This is a genomic window from Bacillus andreraoultii (assembly GCF_001244735.1).
In the GTDB taxonomy this organism is placed as follows: domain Bacteria; phylum Bacillota; class Bacilli; order Bacillales; family Caldibacillaceae; genus Caldifermentibacillus; species Caldifermentibacillus andreraoultii.
Window position 1 is genome coordinate 546,706 of the sequence record NZ_LN868935.1, and the last position, 17,878, is coordinate 564,583.

A 17,878-nucleotide genomic window follows, 5' to 3' on the forward strand; every position below is an offset into this window, starting at 1 on the left:
TTCACCAATATATTTTCAAAGAATCGAGGGATTAAAATGAAACCACTTGTTGGCGTCATTATGGGGAGCACTTCTGATTGGGAAACGATGAAACATACTTGTGATGTACTCGAACAATTGGAAATTCCGTATATGAAAAAAGTTGTCTCTGCCCATCGCACACCAGACTACATGTTTACCTTTGCTGAGAATGCACGGGAAAATGGACTAAAAGTAATTGTTGCAGGAGCTGGTGGAGCTGCTCATCTACCAGGTATGGTTGCGGCAAAAACGACGATTCCCGTCATTGGAGTACCGATTCAATCGAAAGCTTTGAACGGGATGGATTCTCTGTTATCCATTGTTCAAATGCCTGCCGGAGTTCCGGTCGCAACAGTAGCCATTGGTGTTGCAGGAGCAAAGAATGCAGGACTTTTAGCTGCACAAATACTTTCCACCTTTGATTCACAACTAGCAGCCAAATTACAAAATTTGAGAGAAGATACAAAAAAGAATGTGTTAGAAAGTAGTGATCAGCTTGACTAAAACAATTTTACCTGGTCAAACAATCGGCATTATTGGTGGCGGACAACTTGGACAAATGATGGCACTTGAAGCAAAGTCAATGGGTTTTCGTGTCATCGTTCTAGACCCAACGCCTGATTGTCCCACAGGTCAAGTTGCTGACGAGCAAATTGTTGCAGCATACACTAATTTATCAGCGATTATGGAGCTTGCACAAAAAAGTGATGTCATTACCTATGAGTTCGAAAATATTGATGCAGATGCACTAGATTGGCTCACAAAAAATGCTTATGTCCCACAAGGAACGGACATTTTGCGCATGACCCAAAACCGAATATATGAAAAAGAAGCAATACAAAAAGCTGGCGTTCCGGTTGCTCCTTATGAAGTAATAATGAATGAACAAGATCTAAATATAGCTTTAGAAAAAATCGAACCTCCTGCCGTACTCAAAACGGCCACTGGCGGTTATGACGGAAAAGGACAATGGGTCATAAAAGATTTTACAGATCGAAATGAAGCAGCCACATTATTCACACACGGTCCTTGTGTTCTTGAAAAGTGGGTTCCATTTACAAAGGAAATTTCCGTCATTATAACGAGAAACCTTCATGGTGATACAGCTATCCTTCCAGTAGGAGAAAATATTCATCATAACAATATTTTGCACCAAACCATTGTACCTGCTCGTATTCGAGAACAAACAGAAAAATTAGCCATTCATGCAGCAACCAAAATAGCAGACTTCCTTCATCTTGTCGGAACGCTAGCTGTCGAAATGTTTGTTACAGAAGATGGTGAAGTTTTTATAAATGAACTCGCACCAAGACCTCACAACTCAGGACACTACTCAATTGAAGCATGTGAAACATCCCAATTTGAACAACATATCCGGGCAATATGTAATTGGCCACTTGGCGCCACGTCTCTATTAAAACCGGCTGTTATGGTAAATATTTTAGGCGAACATGTTGAACCACTCCTAGAGAATCTACATCATTTTAAAGATTGGAAAATTCATTTATACGGTAAAAAAGAAGCGAAAACTGGTCGAAAAATGGGCCATATCACTCGTCTTTGTGACTCAATGAATGAAGCGTTATTACACATTGATGCGAATAATATTTGGAAAATACAAAAAGTAACGGGGGCTTCAAAATGAATAAACGAGAGCTGTTATATGAAGGGAAAGCGAAACGTGTTTTTGCAACAGATAAAGAAAATATCGTTTGGATTGAGTATAAAGATTCACTAACCGCATTTAATGGTGAGAAAAGGGCGGAAATACTCGGAAAAGGTAAGCTAAATAACGAGATTACGAGTTTACTTTTTTCCATGCTTCATGAAAAAGGAATCCCAAACCACTTTATTAAAAAAGTTTCAGACAATGAACAACTCGCAAAACATGTTACGATCATTCCTCTTGAAGTGATTGTACGAAACTATACTGCTGGAAGTTTTTCAAAACGGTTCGGCGTACCTGAAGGAAAACAATTAAAACGACCAATTGTTGAATTTTGCTTAAAAAATGATGAGCTCGGGGACCCCCCTATTTCAGAAGAACAAATTGATGTATTAGATATTGCAACATTACAAGATATCGACACATTAAGAACGCAGGCATTAAAAATTAACCGTGTCCTAACCAACTTTTTTGAAGAATGTAACTTGCGCCTTATCGACTTTAAGCTAGAGTTTGGGAAAGATACAAACGGCCATATTGTCCTTGCAGATGAAATTTCCCCTGACACATGTCGTCTTTGGGATATAAATACAAATGAGAAACTTGATAAAGATGTGTTCCGAAGAGATCTAGGCAATTTAATTGATGCATATAAAACCATTTTACATAGATTGGGAGGAAAACAACATGTATAAAGTTAAAGTTTTTGTCACATTGAAGGAAAGTGTTCTTGATCCACAAGGTACTGCTGTCAAATCATCTCTACAAATGATGGGATATACGAGTGTAGACGATGTTCGAATTGGGAAGTATATGGAACTTTCAATCAATGAATCACGAGATAAAATCGATAGCATGGTTGAGGAAATCTGTTCCAAACTCCTTGCCAATCCTGTAATTGAAGATTATCGATATGAAATTGAGGAGTGTGTGACACAATGAATTTCGCGGTAATTGTGTTTCCTGGCTCAAACTGTGACGTGGACATGTATCATGCAATAAAAGATGAGCTCGGAGAAAATGTTGAATACGTTTGGCATGATGAAACAAGCTTGGATCGATTTGATGCCATTCTCCTCCCTGGCGGATTTTCATTCGGTGATTATTTACGAACGGGAGCAATTGCCCGTTTTAGTCCCGTGATGAAAGAAGTTGTCAAAGCAGCTGAAATCGGTAAACCAATTCTCGGTGTATGTAATGGATTCCAAATTCTTCTTGAGATAGGTCTCTTACCTGGTGCGATGCGACGGAATAAACAGTTAAAGTTTATTTGTAAAACTGTTCCGTTGAAAGTGCGAAATACAAATACACCATTCACAACCCAATATCGTGAAGAAGAAATTATTCAAATCCCAGTTGCCCACGGTGAAGGGAATTACTACTGTGATGAGGAAACTTTACAAAAATTAAGAGCAAATAACCAAATTGTTTTTACTTATTGTGGCGACAATCCGAATGGAAGTATTGAAAACATTGCCGGTATTACAAACGAAAAAGGGAACGTCCTAGGAATGATGCCCCATCCAGAACGAACGGTTGATCAATTATTAGGTAGTGATGACGGATTAAAACTTTTTAAATCAATTGTTAAACAATGGAGGGAATCCCATGCAGTTAAAGCTTGAACCAAATCCTCAGCAAATTAAACAAGAGAAACTTTATACTCAAATGGGCTTATCAGAGGAAGAATTCGCTCTTGTAGAAAAAATTCTCGGTCGCCTACCAAACTATACAGAAACCGGTCTTTTTTCAGTTATGTGGTCAGAACATTGTAGTTATAAAAACTCAAAACCCGTGTTAAAAAAGTTTCCAACTACTGGTCCTCGAGTTTTACAAGGCCCAGGAGAAGGCGCTGGTATTGTCGATATTGGTGACAATCAAGCTGTTGTTTTTAAAGTTGAAAGCCATAACCACCCTTCTGCCATCGAACCTTATCAAGGTGCAGCAACGGGGGTTGGCGGGATTATTCGTGACGTTTTTTCTATGGGTGCCCGTCCCATCGCTCTCCTTAACTCTTTACGTTTTGGTGAATTAAAGACAGCCCGAGGGAAATATTTATTTGAAGAAGTCGTTGCTGGAATGGCTGGTTATGGAAATTGTATTGGCATTCCAACAGTTGGCGGAGAAATACAATTTGACCCTTGTTATGAAGGCAATCCACTTGTCAACGCGATGTGTGTCGGTTTGATTAACCATGAAGATATTCAAAAAGGGCAAGCAAAAGGTGTGGGAAATACGGTTATGTATGTCGGAGCCAAAACAGGTCGAGACGGTATTCATGGTGCAACGTTTGCTTCTGAGGAATTAACGGATGCCTCAGATGAAAAACGCCCTGCTGTACAAGTGGGGGATCCTTTTATGGAAAAACTGTTAATGGAAGCATGCCTTGAAGTTATTAAATCGGACGCTCTTGTTGGCATTCAAGATATGGGTGCAGCTGGTCTAACGAGTTCTAGTGCCGAGATGGCGAGTAAAGCGGGTTCAGGAATTGAAATGAATTTAGATCTTGTCCCACAACGTGAAACGGGAATGACCGCTTATGAAATGATGTTATCCGAATCACAAGAACGGATGTTACTCGTTATTGAAAAAGGTCGGGAACAAGAAATAATCGATATTTTTGACCGATATGGATTAGAAGCTGTTGCGATTGGTCATGTAACTAATGATAAAATGCTTCGTCTCCTTCATCACGGAGAAATTGTTGCTGAAGTTCCAGTGGATGCGTTGGACCAAAATGCACCTGTTTATTATAAGCCATCAAAGGAGCCTACTTATTTTCGTGAGTTCCAAGTAATGAAAAATGACATTCCTTTTGTAGCAGATGTTCAAGAAACATTTTTAAAACTGTTACAACAACCAACCATTGCAAGTAAAGAATGGGTTTATAACCAATTTGATTATATGGTTAGAACGAGTACTGTTGTCGCACCTGGGTCTGACGCAGCCGTTGTACGAATTCGAGGGACGAAAAAGGCTCTTGCTATGACGACAGATTGTAACTCAAGATATATTTATTTAAATCCGGAGACTGGCGGGAAAATTGCTGTCAGTGAAGCCGCAAGAAACATCGTCGCATCAGGTGCAGAACCACTTGCAATTACAGACGGCTTAAACTTTGGTAGCCCAGAAAATCCAGAAATATTTTGGCAATTAGAACAGGCCGCAAACGGAATTAGTGAGGCTTGTCGTGTACTTAATACACCAGTTATTAGCGGGAATGTCTCGCTTTACAATGAAACAAACGAAACAGCCGTCTACCCAACCCCAGTTATTGGCATGGTCGGTTTAGTAAAAGACGTAAATCATGTTACAACGCAATTATTTAAACAAGCCGGTGATTTCATTTACTTGCTTGGCGAATCAAAACAAGAATTCGGTGGTAGTGAATTACAAAAACTTATTCACGGTGAAATTTTCGGCCAATCCCCTTCTATTGATTTAGAAGTTGAGGCGAGTCATCAGAAGCAAGTACTTGATGCCATTCGTTCGGGTGTTGTTGCATCCTGTCATGATGTGAGTGAAGGTGGTGTCGCAGTCGCCTTAGCAGAATGTGTGATGGGTACGAACGGTTTAGGGGTGAACGTACAACTCGTTGGAGAAAAAGTTACACAATTATTTAGCGAATCCCAATCACGATTTATTTTATCAGTAAAGAAAGAGCATCAAGAAGAATTTGAGCGTATTGTTCAAGCGCGCCTTATCGGTAAAGTAATAGCTCAACCAACCTTCCAAATATCTGTTAACAATGAAACTGTTATTCATTTGGATGTAGAAACGATGAAAGAGGCATGGAAAGGAGCGATCCCATGCTTGCTGAACTAAGGGGATTAAATGAGGAATGTGGTGTTTTTGGGATTTGGGGACATCGTAATGCAGCACAAATTACGTATTATGGTTTACAAAGTCTCCAACATCGCGGTCAAGAAGGAACAGGAATAGCTGTTTCCAATGGGGATGATATAAATAGTAAAAAAGGAGAGGGCTTAGTTACTGAAGTCTTCTCCGCATCTGATATAGATGAACTTAAAGGAACGAATGCCATTGGTCACGTTCGCTATACGACAGCTGGTGATAGCGGTTATGAAAATGTTCAACCATTAGTTTTTAAATCCCAATCAGGAAGCCTTGCACTCGCACATAATGGGAATTTAACAAATGCTACCGAATTACGATTACTACTCGAAGCTGAGGGCAGTATTTTCCAAACAACTTCTGATACGGAAGTAATTGCTCATTTAATTAAGCGAAGCAAACAACCTATTTTTAAAGAGCAAGTAAAAGCAGCCTTAAATATGTTAGAGGGTGCCTACGCTTATCTTATTATGACCGAGTCTGAATTGATGGTTGCACTTGACCCACACGGACTTAGACCATTATCACTAGGTAAATTAGGAGACGCCTATGTTATTGCTTCAGAAACATGTGCTTTTGATATTGTTGGTGCACAGTTCGTCCGCGACATTTTACCAGGTGAATTATTAATGATTAATGAAGCGGGATTCCACGCTGAAAAATTTACTAATCATACACAGATGTCCCTTTGTGCGATGGAATATGTGTATTTTTCAAGACCGGATAGTGACCTGCAGGGTATGAATGTCCATACGGCAAGGAAAAATCTTGGAAAACAGCTAGCTCTAGAAGCACCAATTGATGCCGATGTTGTTACAGGTGTTCCAGATTCTAGTATTTCTGCTGCGATTGGATATGCTGAAGAATCGGGGATTCCCTATGAACTTGGACTTATTAAGAATCGCTATATCGGTCGCACATTCATTCAACCTACCCAGTCGCTTCGTGAACAAGGTGTAAAAATGAAGTTATCTCCTGTTCGTGGTGTCGTTGAAGGAAAACGAGTCATTATGGTAGATGATTCAATCGTACGAGGTACAACAAGTCGGCGCATCGTTAACATGTTAAAAGAAGCTGGTGCCGTTGAAGTTCATGTGGTTATTAGTTCTCCACCGATTAATCACCCGTGCTTTTATGGTATAGATACGTCTACACGAGAAGAATTAATTGCAAGCGATAAATCCGTTGAGGAAATCCGCCAAATAATTGGTGCTGACTCATTAACATTTTTAAGTTTGGACGGAATGTTAAAAGCCCTTGGGAGGCAAAAAAACGGTCATGGCATGAAAGGGAGTTGTCTCGCATGCTTTACAGGTAAGTACCCGACAGAAGTTGATTTACGTACGGAAGTCGTTGGGGTTGGGAAAGACAGATAAAGAAAAACTCAGGGGCGCTAGAGTCTCCAGGTAACCAAAGAGACGAGTGAGAAAAAGAGTTTTTGGCTTTGATGCAATGCTCAAAAGCCTTCCTTATGCACTTATTCGTATAGGAAAGTAGAAATAGAGAAAATGGAAACTTCCTATTAGCTAAAATAAGTAATCAAAGAATAATCGTTCAACGTTTTTCGCTCACAACATTTATATCCAGACTTTCGTGACGTTAAGAACGATGATTCTAAAAAATAAACTTTCTTGATAAAAAAAACGATGAATTTAAAACATGTTCACAGCAACAATTTAGAGAATCATAGTTATTTGACTCTACCTATCATTTTATAAAACTCGGGGGTACAGCAAATGGTTAATGCGTATAAAGCAGCTGGTGTTGATATCAAAGCCGGATACGAATCGGTAAATAGAATAAAAAAACATGTCGAACGTACAAAGCGAACCGGTTTACTCGGTGGATTTGGTCAATTTGGTGCGATGTTTGATTTTAGTTGTTTAAATATGAAAGAACCTGTTCTAATTTCAGGAACAGACGGTGTCGGAACAAAACTCAAACTTGCCTTTATGATGGATCAACACGACACAATTGGTATAGACGCAGTTGCCATGTGTGTCAATGATATTATTGTTCACGGTGCAGAACCACTTTACTTTCTAGACTATATTGCTTGTGGAAAAGCAGTCCCAGAACGGATTGAAGCAATTGTTAAAGGAATTGCCGATGGTTGTGAAGCTAGCGGTTGTGCACTAATCGGTGGTGAAACGGCGGAGATGCCAGGGTTATATGAAGAAAATGAATATGATCTTGCTGGTTTTGCTGTCGGAGCTGTTGAAAAATCAAAAATAATTAATGGCTCCACGATACAAAGCGGGGATGTATTAGTAGGCCTTGCCTCAAGTGGGATTCATAGTAACGGCTACTCCCTCGTTAGAAAACTACTTTTAGATGATGCAAAAATCCAATTAAATGATTATATACCAGAATTCCAATCAACGCTTGGTGAAGAACTGTTAAAACCTACAAAAATTTATGTTAAGTCCATTCTAGCTGCAATAAAATCAATTCCTATTAAAGGGATGGCTCATATTACTGGGGGTGGTTTTTTTGAAAACATTCCAAGGATGATCCCAACAGGACTAGGAGCAATCATCCATGAAGGAAGCTGGGAGATTCCGCCAATCTACTCTTTAATGGAAAAAACCGGGGATCTTAACCATATCGAAATGTACAATATTTTTAATATGGGAATTGGCATGGTTATTGCAGTCTCTCCTACCTATGTAGATGAGCTTATAGATTTATTTCAATCCTTAGGAGAAACACCATCAATCATCGGGACAGTAACGGAAAGTGACATGATTCAAATTGTCAGGAATGGGGATATATGATGAAAAAAGTAGCCATCTTTGCTTCAGGTAATGGCAGCAACTTCCAAGCCATTACGGATGCCGTTCATAATCAAAAACTACATATCCACATTTCCTGCGTTATTTGTGATCGCCCAGGAGCATTTGTCTTAGAAAGGGCAAAAAAAGAAAATATACCTGTATTTTTAATTAATCCTAAAAGCTACCCTTCTAAAATCGCCTATGAATCGGCAATTTTAGAAAAGCTTCAGGCATTTCAAATTGATTTTATTGCTTTAGCCGGGTATATGCGTCTTATCGGACCAACTATTTTAAACAGTTACGAAAGGAAAATTGTAAATATTCACCCCTCCCTCCTACCGGCATTCCCTGGCTTAGATGCCATTGGTCAAAGCTTAAAAGCTGGTGTGAAGGAAACAGGTGTTACGATCCACTATGTTGATGAAGGGATGGATACAGGTCAAGTAATCGCTCAACAAACGGTTGAGATTGCTGAAGGTGAAACGAAAGAATCGCTACAAAAAAAGATTCAAGTCATCGAACATCAATTATATCCGGAGACATTAGAAAAGCTATTAAACTCATGAATGATCTTTCAAATTTAAGGGGGGCAATTTAAATGGCAAAAAAACGTGCACTTATTTCTGTATCTGATAAAGCTGGAATTGTTCATTTTGCAAAACAACTCGTTGATCTTGGGTTTGAGATTATTTCTACAGGTGGTACGTACAAAGAACTTCAAGAGGCAAATATTCAAGTAATTGGTATTAGTGAAATAACAAATTTTCCAGAAATTCTTGATGGTCGTGTAAAAACATTGCATCCAGCTATTCACGGGGGACTACTTGCAAAGCTTGAGATAAAAGATCATGTTGACCAAATTGAAAAACATGAAATCCATCCAATTAACCTTGTGTGTGTAAACTTATATCCGTTTAAAGAAACGATTTCAAAACCAAATGTGACTGTAAGTGACGCAATAGAAAATATTGATATTGGTGGACCTTCCATGTTACGTTCAGCCGCAAAAAATCATCAGCATGTAACAGTCGTCGTTGATCCTGGTGATTATGAAATCGTCCTATCAGAACTAAAAGCAGCAGGTCAAACTGAATTTGCGACAAGAAGGCGACTTGCGGCAAAAGTATTTCGTCATACGGCGGCATACGATGCCCTTATTGCCGATTATATGACGAACTTAACTGGTGAAAATTTTCCAGAAAAGTTAACCGTAACTTATGAACGAAAACAAGCATTACGATACGGAGAAAATCCACACCAACAAGCTGCCTTTTATAAAAAGCCAATTGGTTTAAAATGCTCAATCGCGAATGCAACCCAACTCCACGGAAAAGAACTTTCTTACAATAATATTAATGATGCAGAAAGTGCCTTACAACTTGTTCAAGAATTTAAAGAACCTGCAGCTGTTGCCGTAAAACATATGAACCCATGTGGCGTCGGAATTGGAGAAACCATCTTTGAGGCATATTCAAAAGCTTTTGCGGCTGACCCAGTATCCATTTTCGGTGGCATTATTGCATTAAACCGTGAAGTTGACGTAGAGACTGCACAGAAGCTACATGAAATTTTTCTTGAAATGATCATTGCCCCATCTTTTTCAAAAGAAGCATTAGAAGTTTTAACATCAAAAAAGAATATTCGACTATTAACTGTTCCATTCAATGAAACGAGTAACAAGGAGCTTCGCCTAACATCTATTGAAGGTGGATTATTAGTTCAAGACTTTGATCGTGCTCATTTAGATGAAAAAAATATAACGATTCCGACAAAACGAGAACCAACAAAAGAAGAATGGGAAGCATTAAAACTTGGTTGGAAAATTGTTAAACATGTTAAATCGAATGCAATTGTTATAACAGATCAACATTCTACTCTCGGTGTAGGGGCTGGTCAGATGAACCGTGTTGGTGCTGCTAAAATCGCCCTCGAACAAGCTGGAGCTAAAGCAGAAGGCGCTGTACTCGCATCTGATGCATTTTTCCCTATGGACGATACGGTTGAAGCCGCTGGCCAAGCTGGCATTACAGCCATCATTCAACCTGGTGGTTCGGTAAAAGATGCGGATTCAATTAAAAAAGCGGATGAATATGGTATTGCTATGGTATTTACAGGTGTGCGACATTTTAAACATTAAGTGAAGTTAGTAAATTATTTGGTAAAAGTAAAGAAAACTCATGGCTAGAGCTTTGGACAACGAATAGACGTAGTTCGCTGGAAAGAGAGTTTTTCGACTTTAATGTAATGCTCGAAGCCTTCCTTGTGCGCTTATACCTATAGGAAAGTGGAAATCGAAAAATTTATACTTTCCTATTACCCAAAGCAAAATTCATAGGATTCCATTAATATATCGGAGGTTAATAGATGAATATTCTTGTCGTTGGCAGAGGCGGTCGGGAACACGCCATTTGCAAAAAAGTAAGTGAAAGTCCACTAGTCGATCAAGTTTTCGCGGCACCTGGAAATTCTGGGATGCAAAATTGTGCAAAATGCATCTCTATTGAAGAAAGTGACCATGAAGCATTAGTCAAGTTTGCAAAAGAGAATGGAATCGAATTGACGATTATTGGCCCAGAAGTTCCACTGCTTGAAGGATTAGCTGACCGTTTTCGTGCTAAAGACCTTCTTGTTTTCGGACCCAATAAGAATGCCGCTGAAATTGAAGGGAGCAAGTCATTTGCAAAATACGTAATGAATAAATATGATATACCAACAGCTGAATATGAAGTATTTACTGATTTTGAGCTAGCAAAAGCGTATGTTTTAGAAAAAGGTGCGCCGATTGTTATTAAAGCAGATGGGCTTGCTGCAGGAAAAGGTGTCATTGTCGCAAGTAATACGGATGAGGCAATTTCAGCATTGCAAGAATTTTTGCTTCATAATAAGTTTGGCGACTCTTCCGCAAAAGTAGTTATCGAGGAATTTTTGGAAGGTGAAGAGTTTTCGTTCATGGCTCTTGTTCATGGTACAACAATTGTCCCTCTTGAACTTGCACAAGACCATAAGCGCGCCTTTGACGGTGACAAAGGACCAAACACAGGTGGAATGGGGGCTTACTCACCTGTTCCATTTATTAGTGAGCATACAAAAAAGATTGCCTTTGAAACAATCTTAAAACCGATCACTGAAGCACTTATTCGGGAAGGTCGGAGCTTCACCGGTGTCCTTTATGCAGGGCTCATTGATACAGCAAACGGTCCAAAAGTGATTGAATTTAATGCTCGCTTCGGTGACCCGGAAACACAAGTAATTTTACCAAGAATGAAGTCTGATCTTGTTCAAGTTCTTTTTCAACTTTTAAAAGGTGAAACTCCATATATAGAATGGCATAGTGATGCTGTTCTAGGCGTTGTCATTGCGGCTAATGGTTATCCGGATGCTTATGAGAAAGGATTCATTTTACCAGATTTAGGCTCGCTTTCAAATGATTCTCTTGTTTTCCATGCTGGTACGATTATGTCTAAAGATGGTAACCTAGTTGCTAATGGCGGACGAATTTTATTAGCTGCAGCTTATGGTGATTCATTGTTAGATGCCCAATTAAGAGTGTATAAGGCACTTTCAAAAGTTCATTGGGAAAAAATATTTTACCGAAAAGATATCGGTCATAAAGCAATTAGCCATGCTGTCTTAAATTCATGAAGAAACCTATTCAACACGAAGTTTTAATGAATTTTAAAGGACCGTTCGTATGTGAGCGGTCCTTTTTCGTTAATTTCTATGGATTAACTTTTAAAAACAAACTTAGTAAATATGAACAAATGGTTCGTCCATGTCTGGCTCTTTTAAAATTAGTGCTTCCTGACCAGAAATTGATTTTACATTTACTTCAGTAATTGCGTGTTCTGGAAAGCTTTCAACAACTAAACTCGCAACATATTGTGAAAATCCAATTACTTCCGTTTTCCCATAAAATTGCATCGTAACATCGATTGTTAATTTATTAATCTCATCGTTGATATATAATGCTCGACCAACAATTCCATTATAGTTATCAAAATACTTTTCGACATTATTCTTAAATGTATCGAATTGTTGGGCATCTCCACGGTGCTCTTTTGTTGCTGTTGATGAAGGGAATAAAACATATTTTTCCTTTATCTTATCCCAGTCTAAAGAAGTACCACTTTTTGCTGTTCCATAGGCAAAATAGTTTCCAGGGGTAACGGATGTTTTATCTTGTTGCTTAAACAGACCAATCGTAATCGGTACTGATTCTAATCCCTTCACTTTTCTTAATCGGGTTATGATTTCCTCAGCCATTCGTTTTCCTTCACGTTCAATGACATCATTTGGAATCTTCACCTTTTTTTCAACACCATTAATTTTATAATAGTACACACTATTTAATGCTAAACCGATTGATATGCCACCTAATTTAACAGTTTTATCATTTGATTTTATTAAATAATTATGTTCTAAAATATGGGCTAAATAAATTGGATTTTTCTCTTGGTCTGCTTGACTATCTCGATTTTTTATAACAGGATTTAACCCAAGATTTTCCGCCTCTGACATTTTATTTTCTTTTAGTTGAGCGTCCGTCATTTTTCGTTTTAGCCAACTCGAAACGGTATCTTTATCAAGATACTGTCCTTCTTGGAAAATATACTTATCTGTTGAAAAGTTTTGTTGAGAGATACGTAATAATCCCTCTTCAAATTCATCACTATCATATCGATTATTTAAATTACTTACAACCATTCCCCTAGCATCTGATGGTTTAAACGGAGACAGGGTACGATAGTATGAATCAGATATTTGATACTTCGGTATAATTGCCTTTTCCTCTGTTTTATCATTCTCTTTTACAACTTCACCTTGTTCATCAAGTTTGGGAAGACATCCAGACAAGATTAAAACGATTAGGAAAGGTATTAGTATTCGCTTCTTCATATTTTTGACACCTCTTCTCAAAAAGGAAGCTAACTTCATTGATTAAATAATGCTTGAAGTTGTTCTTCATTCCAAATTTCAATTCCTAAATCTTGTGCTTTTGTTAATTTTGATCCAGCTTCACTACCAGCAATAACAATATCCGTCTTTTTACTTACACTTCCAGTAACTTTTGCCCCAAGTAATTCTAACTTTTCCTTTGCCTTATTTCTCGACAATACTTCTAATTTTCCTGTTAGTACGATTGTCTTTCCAGCAACTGGTGACTTAACGTTTACTGCATTTTTGATGTGTGGTCCCTTGTACGTGACATTCACACCTAAATCTTTCAATTCTGTAATTAGTTCTTCAACTTCCGGTGCTTGAAAATACGTAACAATAGAATTGGCCATTTTCTCACCAATTTCATCAATGACTTGTAAGTCTTCCTCACCGGCCTTCATAAGGCTGTCTATATCACCGTAATGCTCGGCTAAAATTTTTGCCGCTTTTGCTCCAACATGACGAATTCCTAAACCAAATAACAACCGTTCTAGAGAATTATCTTTAGATGTTTCGATTGCTGTAAGTAAATTTTGAACTGATTTTTCACCCATTCGTTCTAATTGTAATAATTGGTCTCTTTCTAACTTGTAAATATCGGCAACATCATTCACTAAATGATTGTCAAAAAGTTGAGTAATCACCTTTTCTCCTAATCCCTCGATATTCATTGCATTTCGGGATACAAAATGGATTAATCCTTCACGAATTTGTGCAGGACATTTTGGATTAATACAACGTAGTGCCACTTCCTCCTCTAAGCGGATAAGTTCACTACCACAGGCTGGACAATGGGTTGGCATAGAAAAAGGTACTTCTTCACCGGTTCTTTTTTCCACGACACTCTGAACAACTTCCGGGATAATATCCCCTGCTTTTCGTATAATCACATAATCGCCAATACGAATATCTTTTTCCTTAATTAAATCTTCGTTATGTAGGGATGCTCGTTGGACCGTTGTTCCAGCTACTCGTACAGGATCCAGAATTGCAGTTGGAGTAACAACACCTGTACGTCCTACACTTAGTTCAATATTCGTCAACTTTGTCATAACTTCTTCTGCAGGGAATTTATAAGCAATTGCCCAACGTGGACTTTTTACAGTCGTTCCTAATGCTTCTTGCTGATCATAACGGTCAACTTTAATTACAATTCCATCTATTTCATAAGGAAGATGCGGTCTTTTTTCTTTCCATTCTTCAATATATTGGAGAACTTCATCAATCGTTTGGCAAATTCTTCTTTCTTTATTTGTTTTTAAGCCCAGTCGATCTAAATAATCGAGGCCTTCACTATGCCGTTGTAAATGATCAAGATTGTTTTCACCAATCGCATATAGGAATACATCTAAATTTCTCGATGCGGCAACTTTTGGATCGAGCTGTCTTAATGAGCCTGCTGCAGCGTTTCTTGGGTTAGCGAATAAGTCCTCTCCATTTTCCTCTCGCTCTTGATTTAATTTTATAAACGATTTTTTAGGCATGAACACTTCTCCACGGACTTCAATCGTCACCTCTTCATTTAGCTGAAGAGGAATAGAACGGACAGTTCTTAAGTTTGTAGTTATATCCTCACCAACTGTTCCGTCACCACGAGTTGACCCTTGAACAAATTGACCATTTTCATATCGTAATGAAACCGCCAATCCATCAATTTTCAATTCACATACATAGGATGTTTCACCTATAGCTTGTCGTACTCGACGGTCAAAATCACGCAAATCACTTTCATTAAAAGCATTCCCAAGGCTTAACATTGGAATCTCATGCTCTACCTTTTTAAATCCTTCCAATGCCTCTCCACCTACTCGTTGGCTCGGTGAATTCGTTGTCCGCAACTCAGGAAATTGTTCTTCTAACTTGATTAATTCTTGCATTAATTTATCATATTCACTATCAGGGACAGTAGGCTGATCTAACACGTAATACTCATAACCATAACGCGTTAATAATTGACGCAATTCCTCTACTCTCTTTTGGGCATCTTCAAATTGCATTGGCAACCCTCACTTTTGATTAATGATCATGGTTGTTTTCGTATACTTTGTTGTAATTAGCCTAGGCGGGCGCTTTTCCCGGGAAGTCGCCATCTTGCTACAACAACAGTCATTTTTTCTTTATAAACGCCACAACCTTTATTCTTAAAGATAAAAAACTCCTACAACTAGATTTCGTACACCTTTTCATGATAACATTCATCGGGGCTGTCCAGAAAGTCGGGTTTTTGACTTCTGGATGCCCCCTTTTCATGTTTCAAAACCTTGATATATCAACTTCTTAATTATCATATTTTTTGGGATTTCCCTTTTTCGGACGACCCCATTTCTGCTAAATAAAGTGAAGCTATTGTTTTTCAATTGGAGCAAACTTCGCTAATAACCGCTTAATCCCAACTGGATTTGGGAAAGCAATGTCTAGTTCTAGTGAGTCACCTTCACCTTTTACACTCACAACTGTACCAACGCCCCATTTTTTATGACTTGCCTTATCCCCGACCTTCCAACCGAATGACTCTCCTCCAGTTGTTGTTTGGATTGGACGAGTAACTGGGCGATGAACGGGACGTGTTGTGCGACTTTCCTGTGTTGCTGGCTGTTTTCTCTTTTCATTTAAGCCTTCAATTAGTTCATCCGGGATTTCTGCAATAAATCTTGAAGCAGGGTTCATATTTGTCCGACCAAATAATGTACGTAATTGGGCGTTCGTTATATATAATTCTTCTTCTGCTCGTGTTACACCTACATACATGAGTCTTCGTTCTTCTTCCATTTCCCCTTCGTCCATTAAACTCCGGCTATGTGGGAATACCCCCTCTTCTAAACCAATAAGAAAGACGACTGGGAATTCCAGACCTTTTGCAGAATGTAGCGTCATTAAAACAACAGCTTCTTTATTATTTTCTTCTTTATCCATTTGATCAATGTCAGCAACTAGAGCTAAATCCGTTAAAAAGGCGATTAATGTTTTATCTTCACTAGTTTCTTGAAAATTTTTCGTAACAGAAAGGAATTCCTCAATATTCTCTAAACGACTTTCTGCCTCTAACGTCTTTTCCGCCTTTAACATCTCTTTATATTCTGTACGTTTTATCATTTCTTCCGTCAGTTCCATCACAGATAAATATTCTTGCATTTGGTTTAGATCTTTAATTAAATGATAAAACTCAGCACAAGCTTTCGTTGCTTTTGCGGCTAAACCGATGTGTTCTACTTCTCCTAATGCGGAAAACATAGATATATCATGTAGTAGTGCATATTGTGCAATACGATCAAGCGAAGTTGCACCTATTCCCCTTTTTGGTACATTAATGATTCTCGTTAAACTTATATCATCATCTGGATTTGCTACAAGTCGAAGGTATGCTAAAATATCTTTAATTTCTTTTCGATCATAGAATTTTGTACCGCCAACAATTGTATACGGAATATTTGCCTTAACGAACATTTCTTCCATTGCCCGTGATTGGGCGTTCGTACGATATAAAATTGCTATATCACTATATTTCCGTTCAGAATGATCAACGAGTTCTTTAATTTTTCCGGTAACGAATAACGCTTCACCTTGTTCAGAATCAGCACGGTAATAACGTATTTTTTCCCCTTGCATATTTTCCGTCCAAAGATTCTTCGGTTTCCGGTTTGCATTGTTCGCAATGACTTCATTTGCCGCATGTAAAATATTTTTTGTTGAACGATAGTTTTGTTCAAGTAGTATTACTTTAGCATTTGGATAGTCCTTTTCAAAAGAAAGGATGTTCGCAATATCTGCCCCACGCCAACCATAAATGGATTGGTCAGAATCACCAACAACACAAAGATTTTTAAACTTTGCTGCTAGTAAGTTAACAAGTTTGTATTGTGCTTTATTTGTGTCTTGGTATTCGTCTACGTGTATATATTGGAATTTCCTTTGGTAATACTCTAAAACTTCTGGTACGCGGTGAAATAATTGGATTGTCTTCATAATTAAATCATCAAAATCAAGGGAGTGGTTTTTTAATAAACGCTTTTCATATTCCTCAAAAACATCACTTACTATTTTTTCATAATAATTTCCTACGAGCTTCGAATACTCTTTCGCATCAATAAGTTCATTTTTTGCACTGCTAATGGATCCTAGTATTCCTCGTGCATCGAATTTTTTCGGATCAATATTTTTATCTTTTATAATCCCCTTTATAACCGATAGTTGGTCGGCTGTATCTAGAATTGTAAAATTACGATTGATTCCTATTCGATCAATATCCCTTCGTAAAACTCGCACACACATGGAATGAAATGTTGAAATCCATATATCATCTGCCGCTCCACCAAGAATGGCAGCAATCCGTTCCTTCATCTCTCTCGCAGCTTTATTTGTAAACGTGATAGCTAAAATATTATATGGATTTACACCTTTTTCCAGTAGTACATATGCGATTCGATGTGTAAGTACCCTTGTTTTTCCACTTCCCGCACCAGCCATAATGAGGAGTGGACCTTCAGTCGTTTTTACTGCTTGTTGCTGTTCTTTATTTAACCCATCAAGTAGACGATCTTTTAAATATTGCAACTGGATCACCTTTCTTAAAACCGAATATTTGTTCTTATTTTATCGAATATGTAAGTACAATTCAACATTT

General features: G+C 38.2%; 14 protein-coding genes. 11 read left to right on the plus strand and 3 right to left on the minus strand.

Features of this window, described 5'->3' with window-relative positions; all coding sequences use genetic code 11:
* The first annotated feature begins 36 nt into the window (after positions 1-36).
* From purE to purD, 11 genes are all read left to right on the plus strand, one after another.
* The gene (gene purE / locus BN2144_RS02940) at positions 37-525 is read left to right on the plus strand and encodes a 5-(carboxyamino)imidazole ribonucleotide mutase (RefSeq protein ID WP_033826841.1); all 489 of its coding nucleotides are present in this window, start codon (positions 37-39) and stop codon (positions 523-525) included.
* Positions 509-1,666, plus strand: a complete 1,158-nt coding sequence (purK, locus tag BN2144_RS02945) for a 5-(carboxyamino)imidazole ribonucleotide synthase (protein ID WP_033826842.1) — start codon at positions 509-511, stop codon at positions 1,664-1,666. Before purE ends, purK begins: the two co-directional genes overlap by 17 nt.
* Positions 1,663-2,382, plus strand: a complete 720-nt coding sequence (gene purC, locus BN2144_RS02950; protein ID WP_033826843.1) for a phosphoribosylaminoimidazolesuccinocarboxamide synthase — start codon at positions 1,663-1,665, stop codon at positions 2,380-2,382. Before purK ends, purC begins: the two co-directional genes overlap by 4 nt.
* Positions 2,375-2,629: a phosphoribosylformylglycinamidine synthase subunit PurS gene (gene purS, locus BN2144_RS02955; RefSeq protein ID WP_033826844.1), complete on the plus strand. Its 255-nt coding sequence runs from the start codon at positions 2,375-2,377 to the stop codon at positions 2,627-2,629. The genes purC and purS overlap by 8 nt, the downstream gene beginning before the upstream one ends.
* Positions 2,626-3,312 (plus strand): phosphoribosylformylglycinamidine synthase subunit PurQ, encoded by a 687-nt coding sequence (purQ, locus tag BN2144_RS02960; RefSeq protein ID WP_033826845.1) that lies wholly within the window; start codon positions 2,626-2,628, stop codon positions 3,310-3,312. Before purS ends, purQ begins: the two co-directional genes overlap by 4 nt.
* Complete coding sequence (purL, locus tag BN2144_RS02965; RefSeq protein WP_033826846.1) at positions 3,296-5,512, plus strand: phosphoribosylformylglycinamidine synthase subunit PurL; 2,217 nt, start codon at positions 3,296-3,298, stop codon at positions 5,510-5,512. Before purQ ends, purL begins: the two co-directional genes overlap by 17 nt.
* Positions 5,497-6,918 carry an amidophosphoribosyltransferase gene (gene purF / locus BN2144_RS02970; RefSeq protein ID WP_033826847.1) on the plus strand — a complete coding sequence of 474 codons (1,422 nt, stop codon included), beginning with the start codon at positions 5,497-5,499 and terminating at the stop codon, positions 6,916-6,918. The genes purL and purF overlap by 16 nt, the downstream gene beginning before the upstream one ends.
* A 360-nt stretch (positions 6,919-7,278) precedes the next feature.
* Positions 7,279-8,319, plus strand: a complete 1,041-nt coding sequence (gene purM, locus BN2144_RS02975; protein ID WP_033826848.1) for a phosphoribosylformylglycinamidine cyclo-ligase — start codon at positions 7,279-7,281, stop codon at positions 8,317-8,319.
* A complete protein-coding gene (purN, locus tag BN2144_RS02980) occupies positions 8,319-8,885 on the plus strand; it encodes a phosphoribosylglycinamide formyltransferase (RefSeq protein WP_033826849.1) in 567 nt (188 codons plus the stop codon). The genes purM and purN overlap by 1 nt, the downstream gene beginning before the upstream one ends.
* Before the next feature lie 32 nt (positions 8,886-8,917).
* On the plus strand, positions 8,918-10,456 hold the full coding sequence (gene purH / locus BN2144_RS02985) for a bifunctional phosphoribosylaminoimidazolecarboxamide formyltransferase/IMP cyclohydrolase (protein WP_033826850.1): 1,539 nt from the start codon (positions 8,918-8,920) through the stop codon (positions 10,454-10,456).
* Between the two features lie 227 nt (positions 10,457-10,683).
* Positions 10,684-11,961 (plus strand): phosphoribosylamine--glycine ligase, encoded by a 1,278-nt coding sequence (gene purD, locus BN2144_RS02990; RefSeq protein WP_033826851.1) that lies wholly within the window; start codon positions 10,684-10,686, stop codon positions 11,959-11,961.
* A 102-nt stretch (positions 11,962-12,063) separates the two neighbouring features.
* Here the strand turns inward: purD and BN2144_RS02995 are convergent, their stop codons facing one another.
* The 3 genes from BN2144_RS02995 to pcrA form a co-directional block, all read right to left on the minus strand.
* Positions 12,064-13,215, minus strand: a complete 1,152-nt coding sequence (locus BN2144_RS02995; RefSeq protein WP_033826852.1) for a CamS family sex pheromone protein — start codon at positions 13,213-13,215, stop codon at positions 12,064-12,066.
* Positions 13,216-13,250: 35 nt separating this feature from the next.
* Entirely contained in the window at positions 13,251-15,254 is a 2,004-nt protein-coding gene (gene ligA / locus BN2144_RS03000) for an NAD-dependent DNA ligase LigA (protein ID WP_033826853.1), read from the minus strand.
* A gap of 346 nt (positions 15,255-15,600) precedes the next feature.
* Positions 15,601-17,808 (minus strand): DNA helicase PcrA, encoded by a 2,208-nt coding sequence (gene pcrA / locus BN2144_RS03005; protein WP_033826854.1) that lies wholly within the window; start codon positions 17,806-17,808, stop codon positions 15,601-15,603.
* Positions 17,809-17,878: the final 70 nt, after the last annotated feature.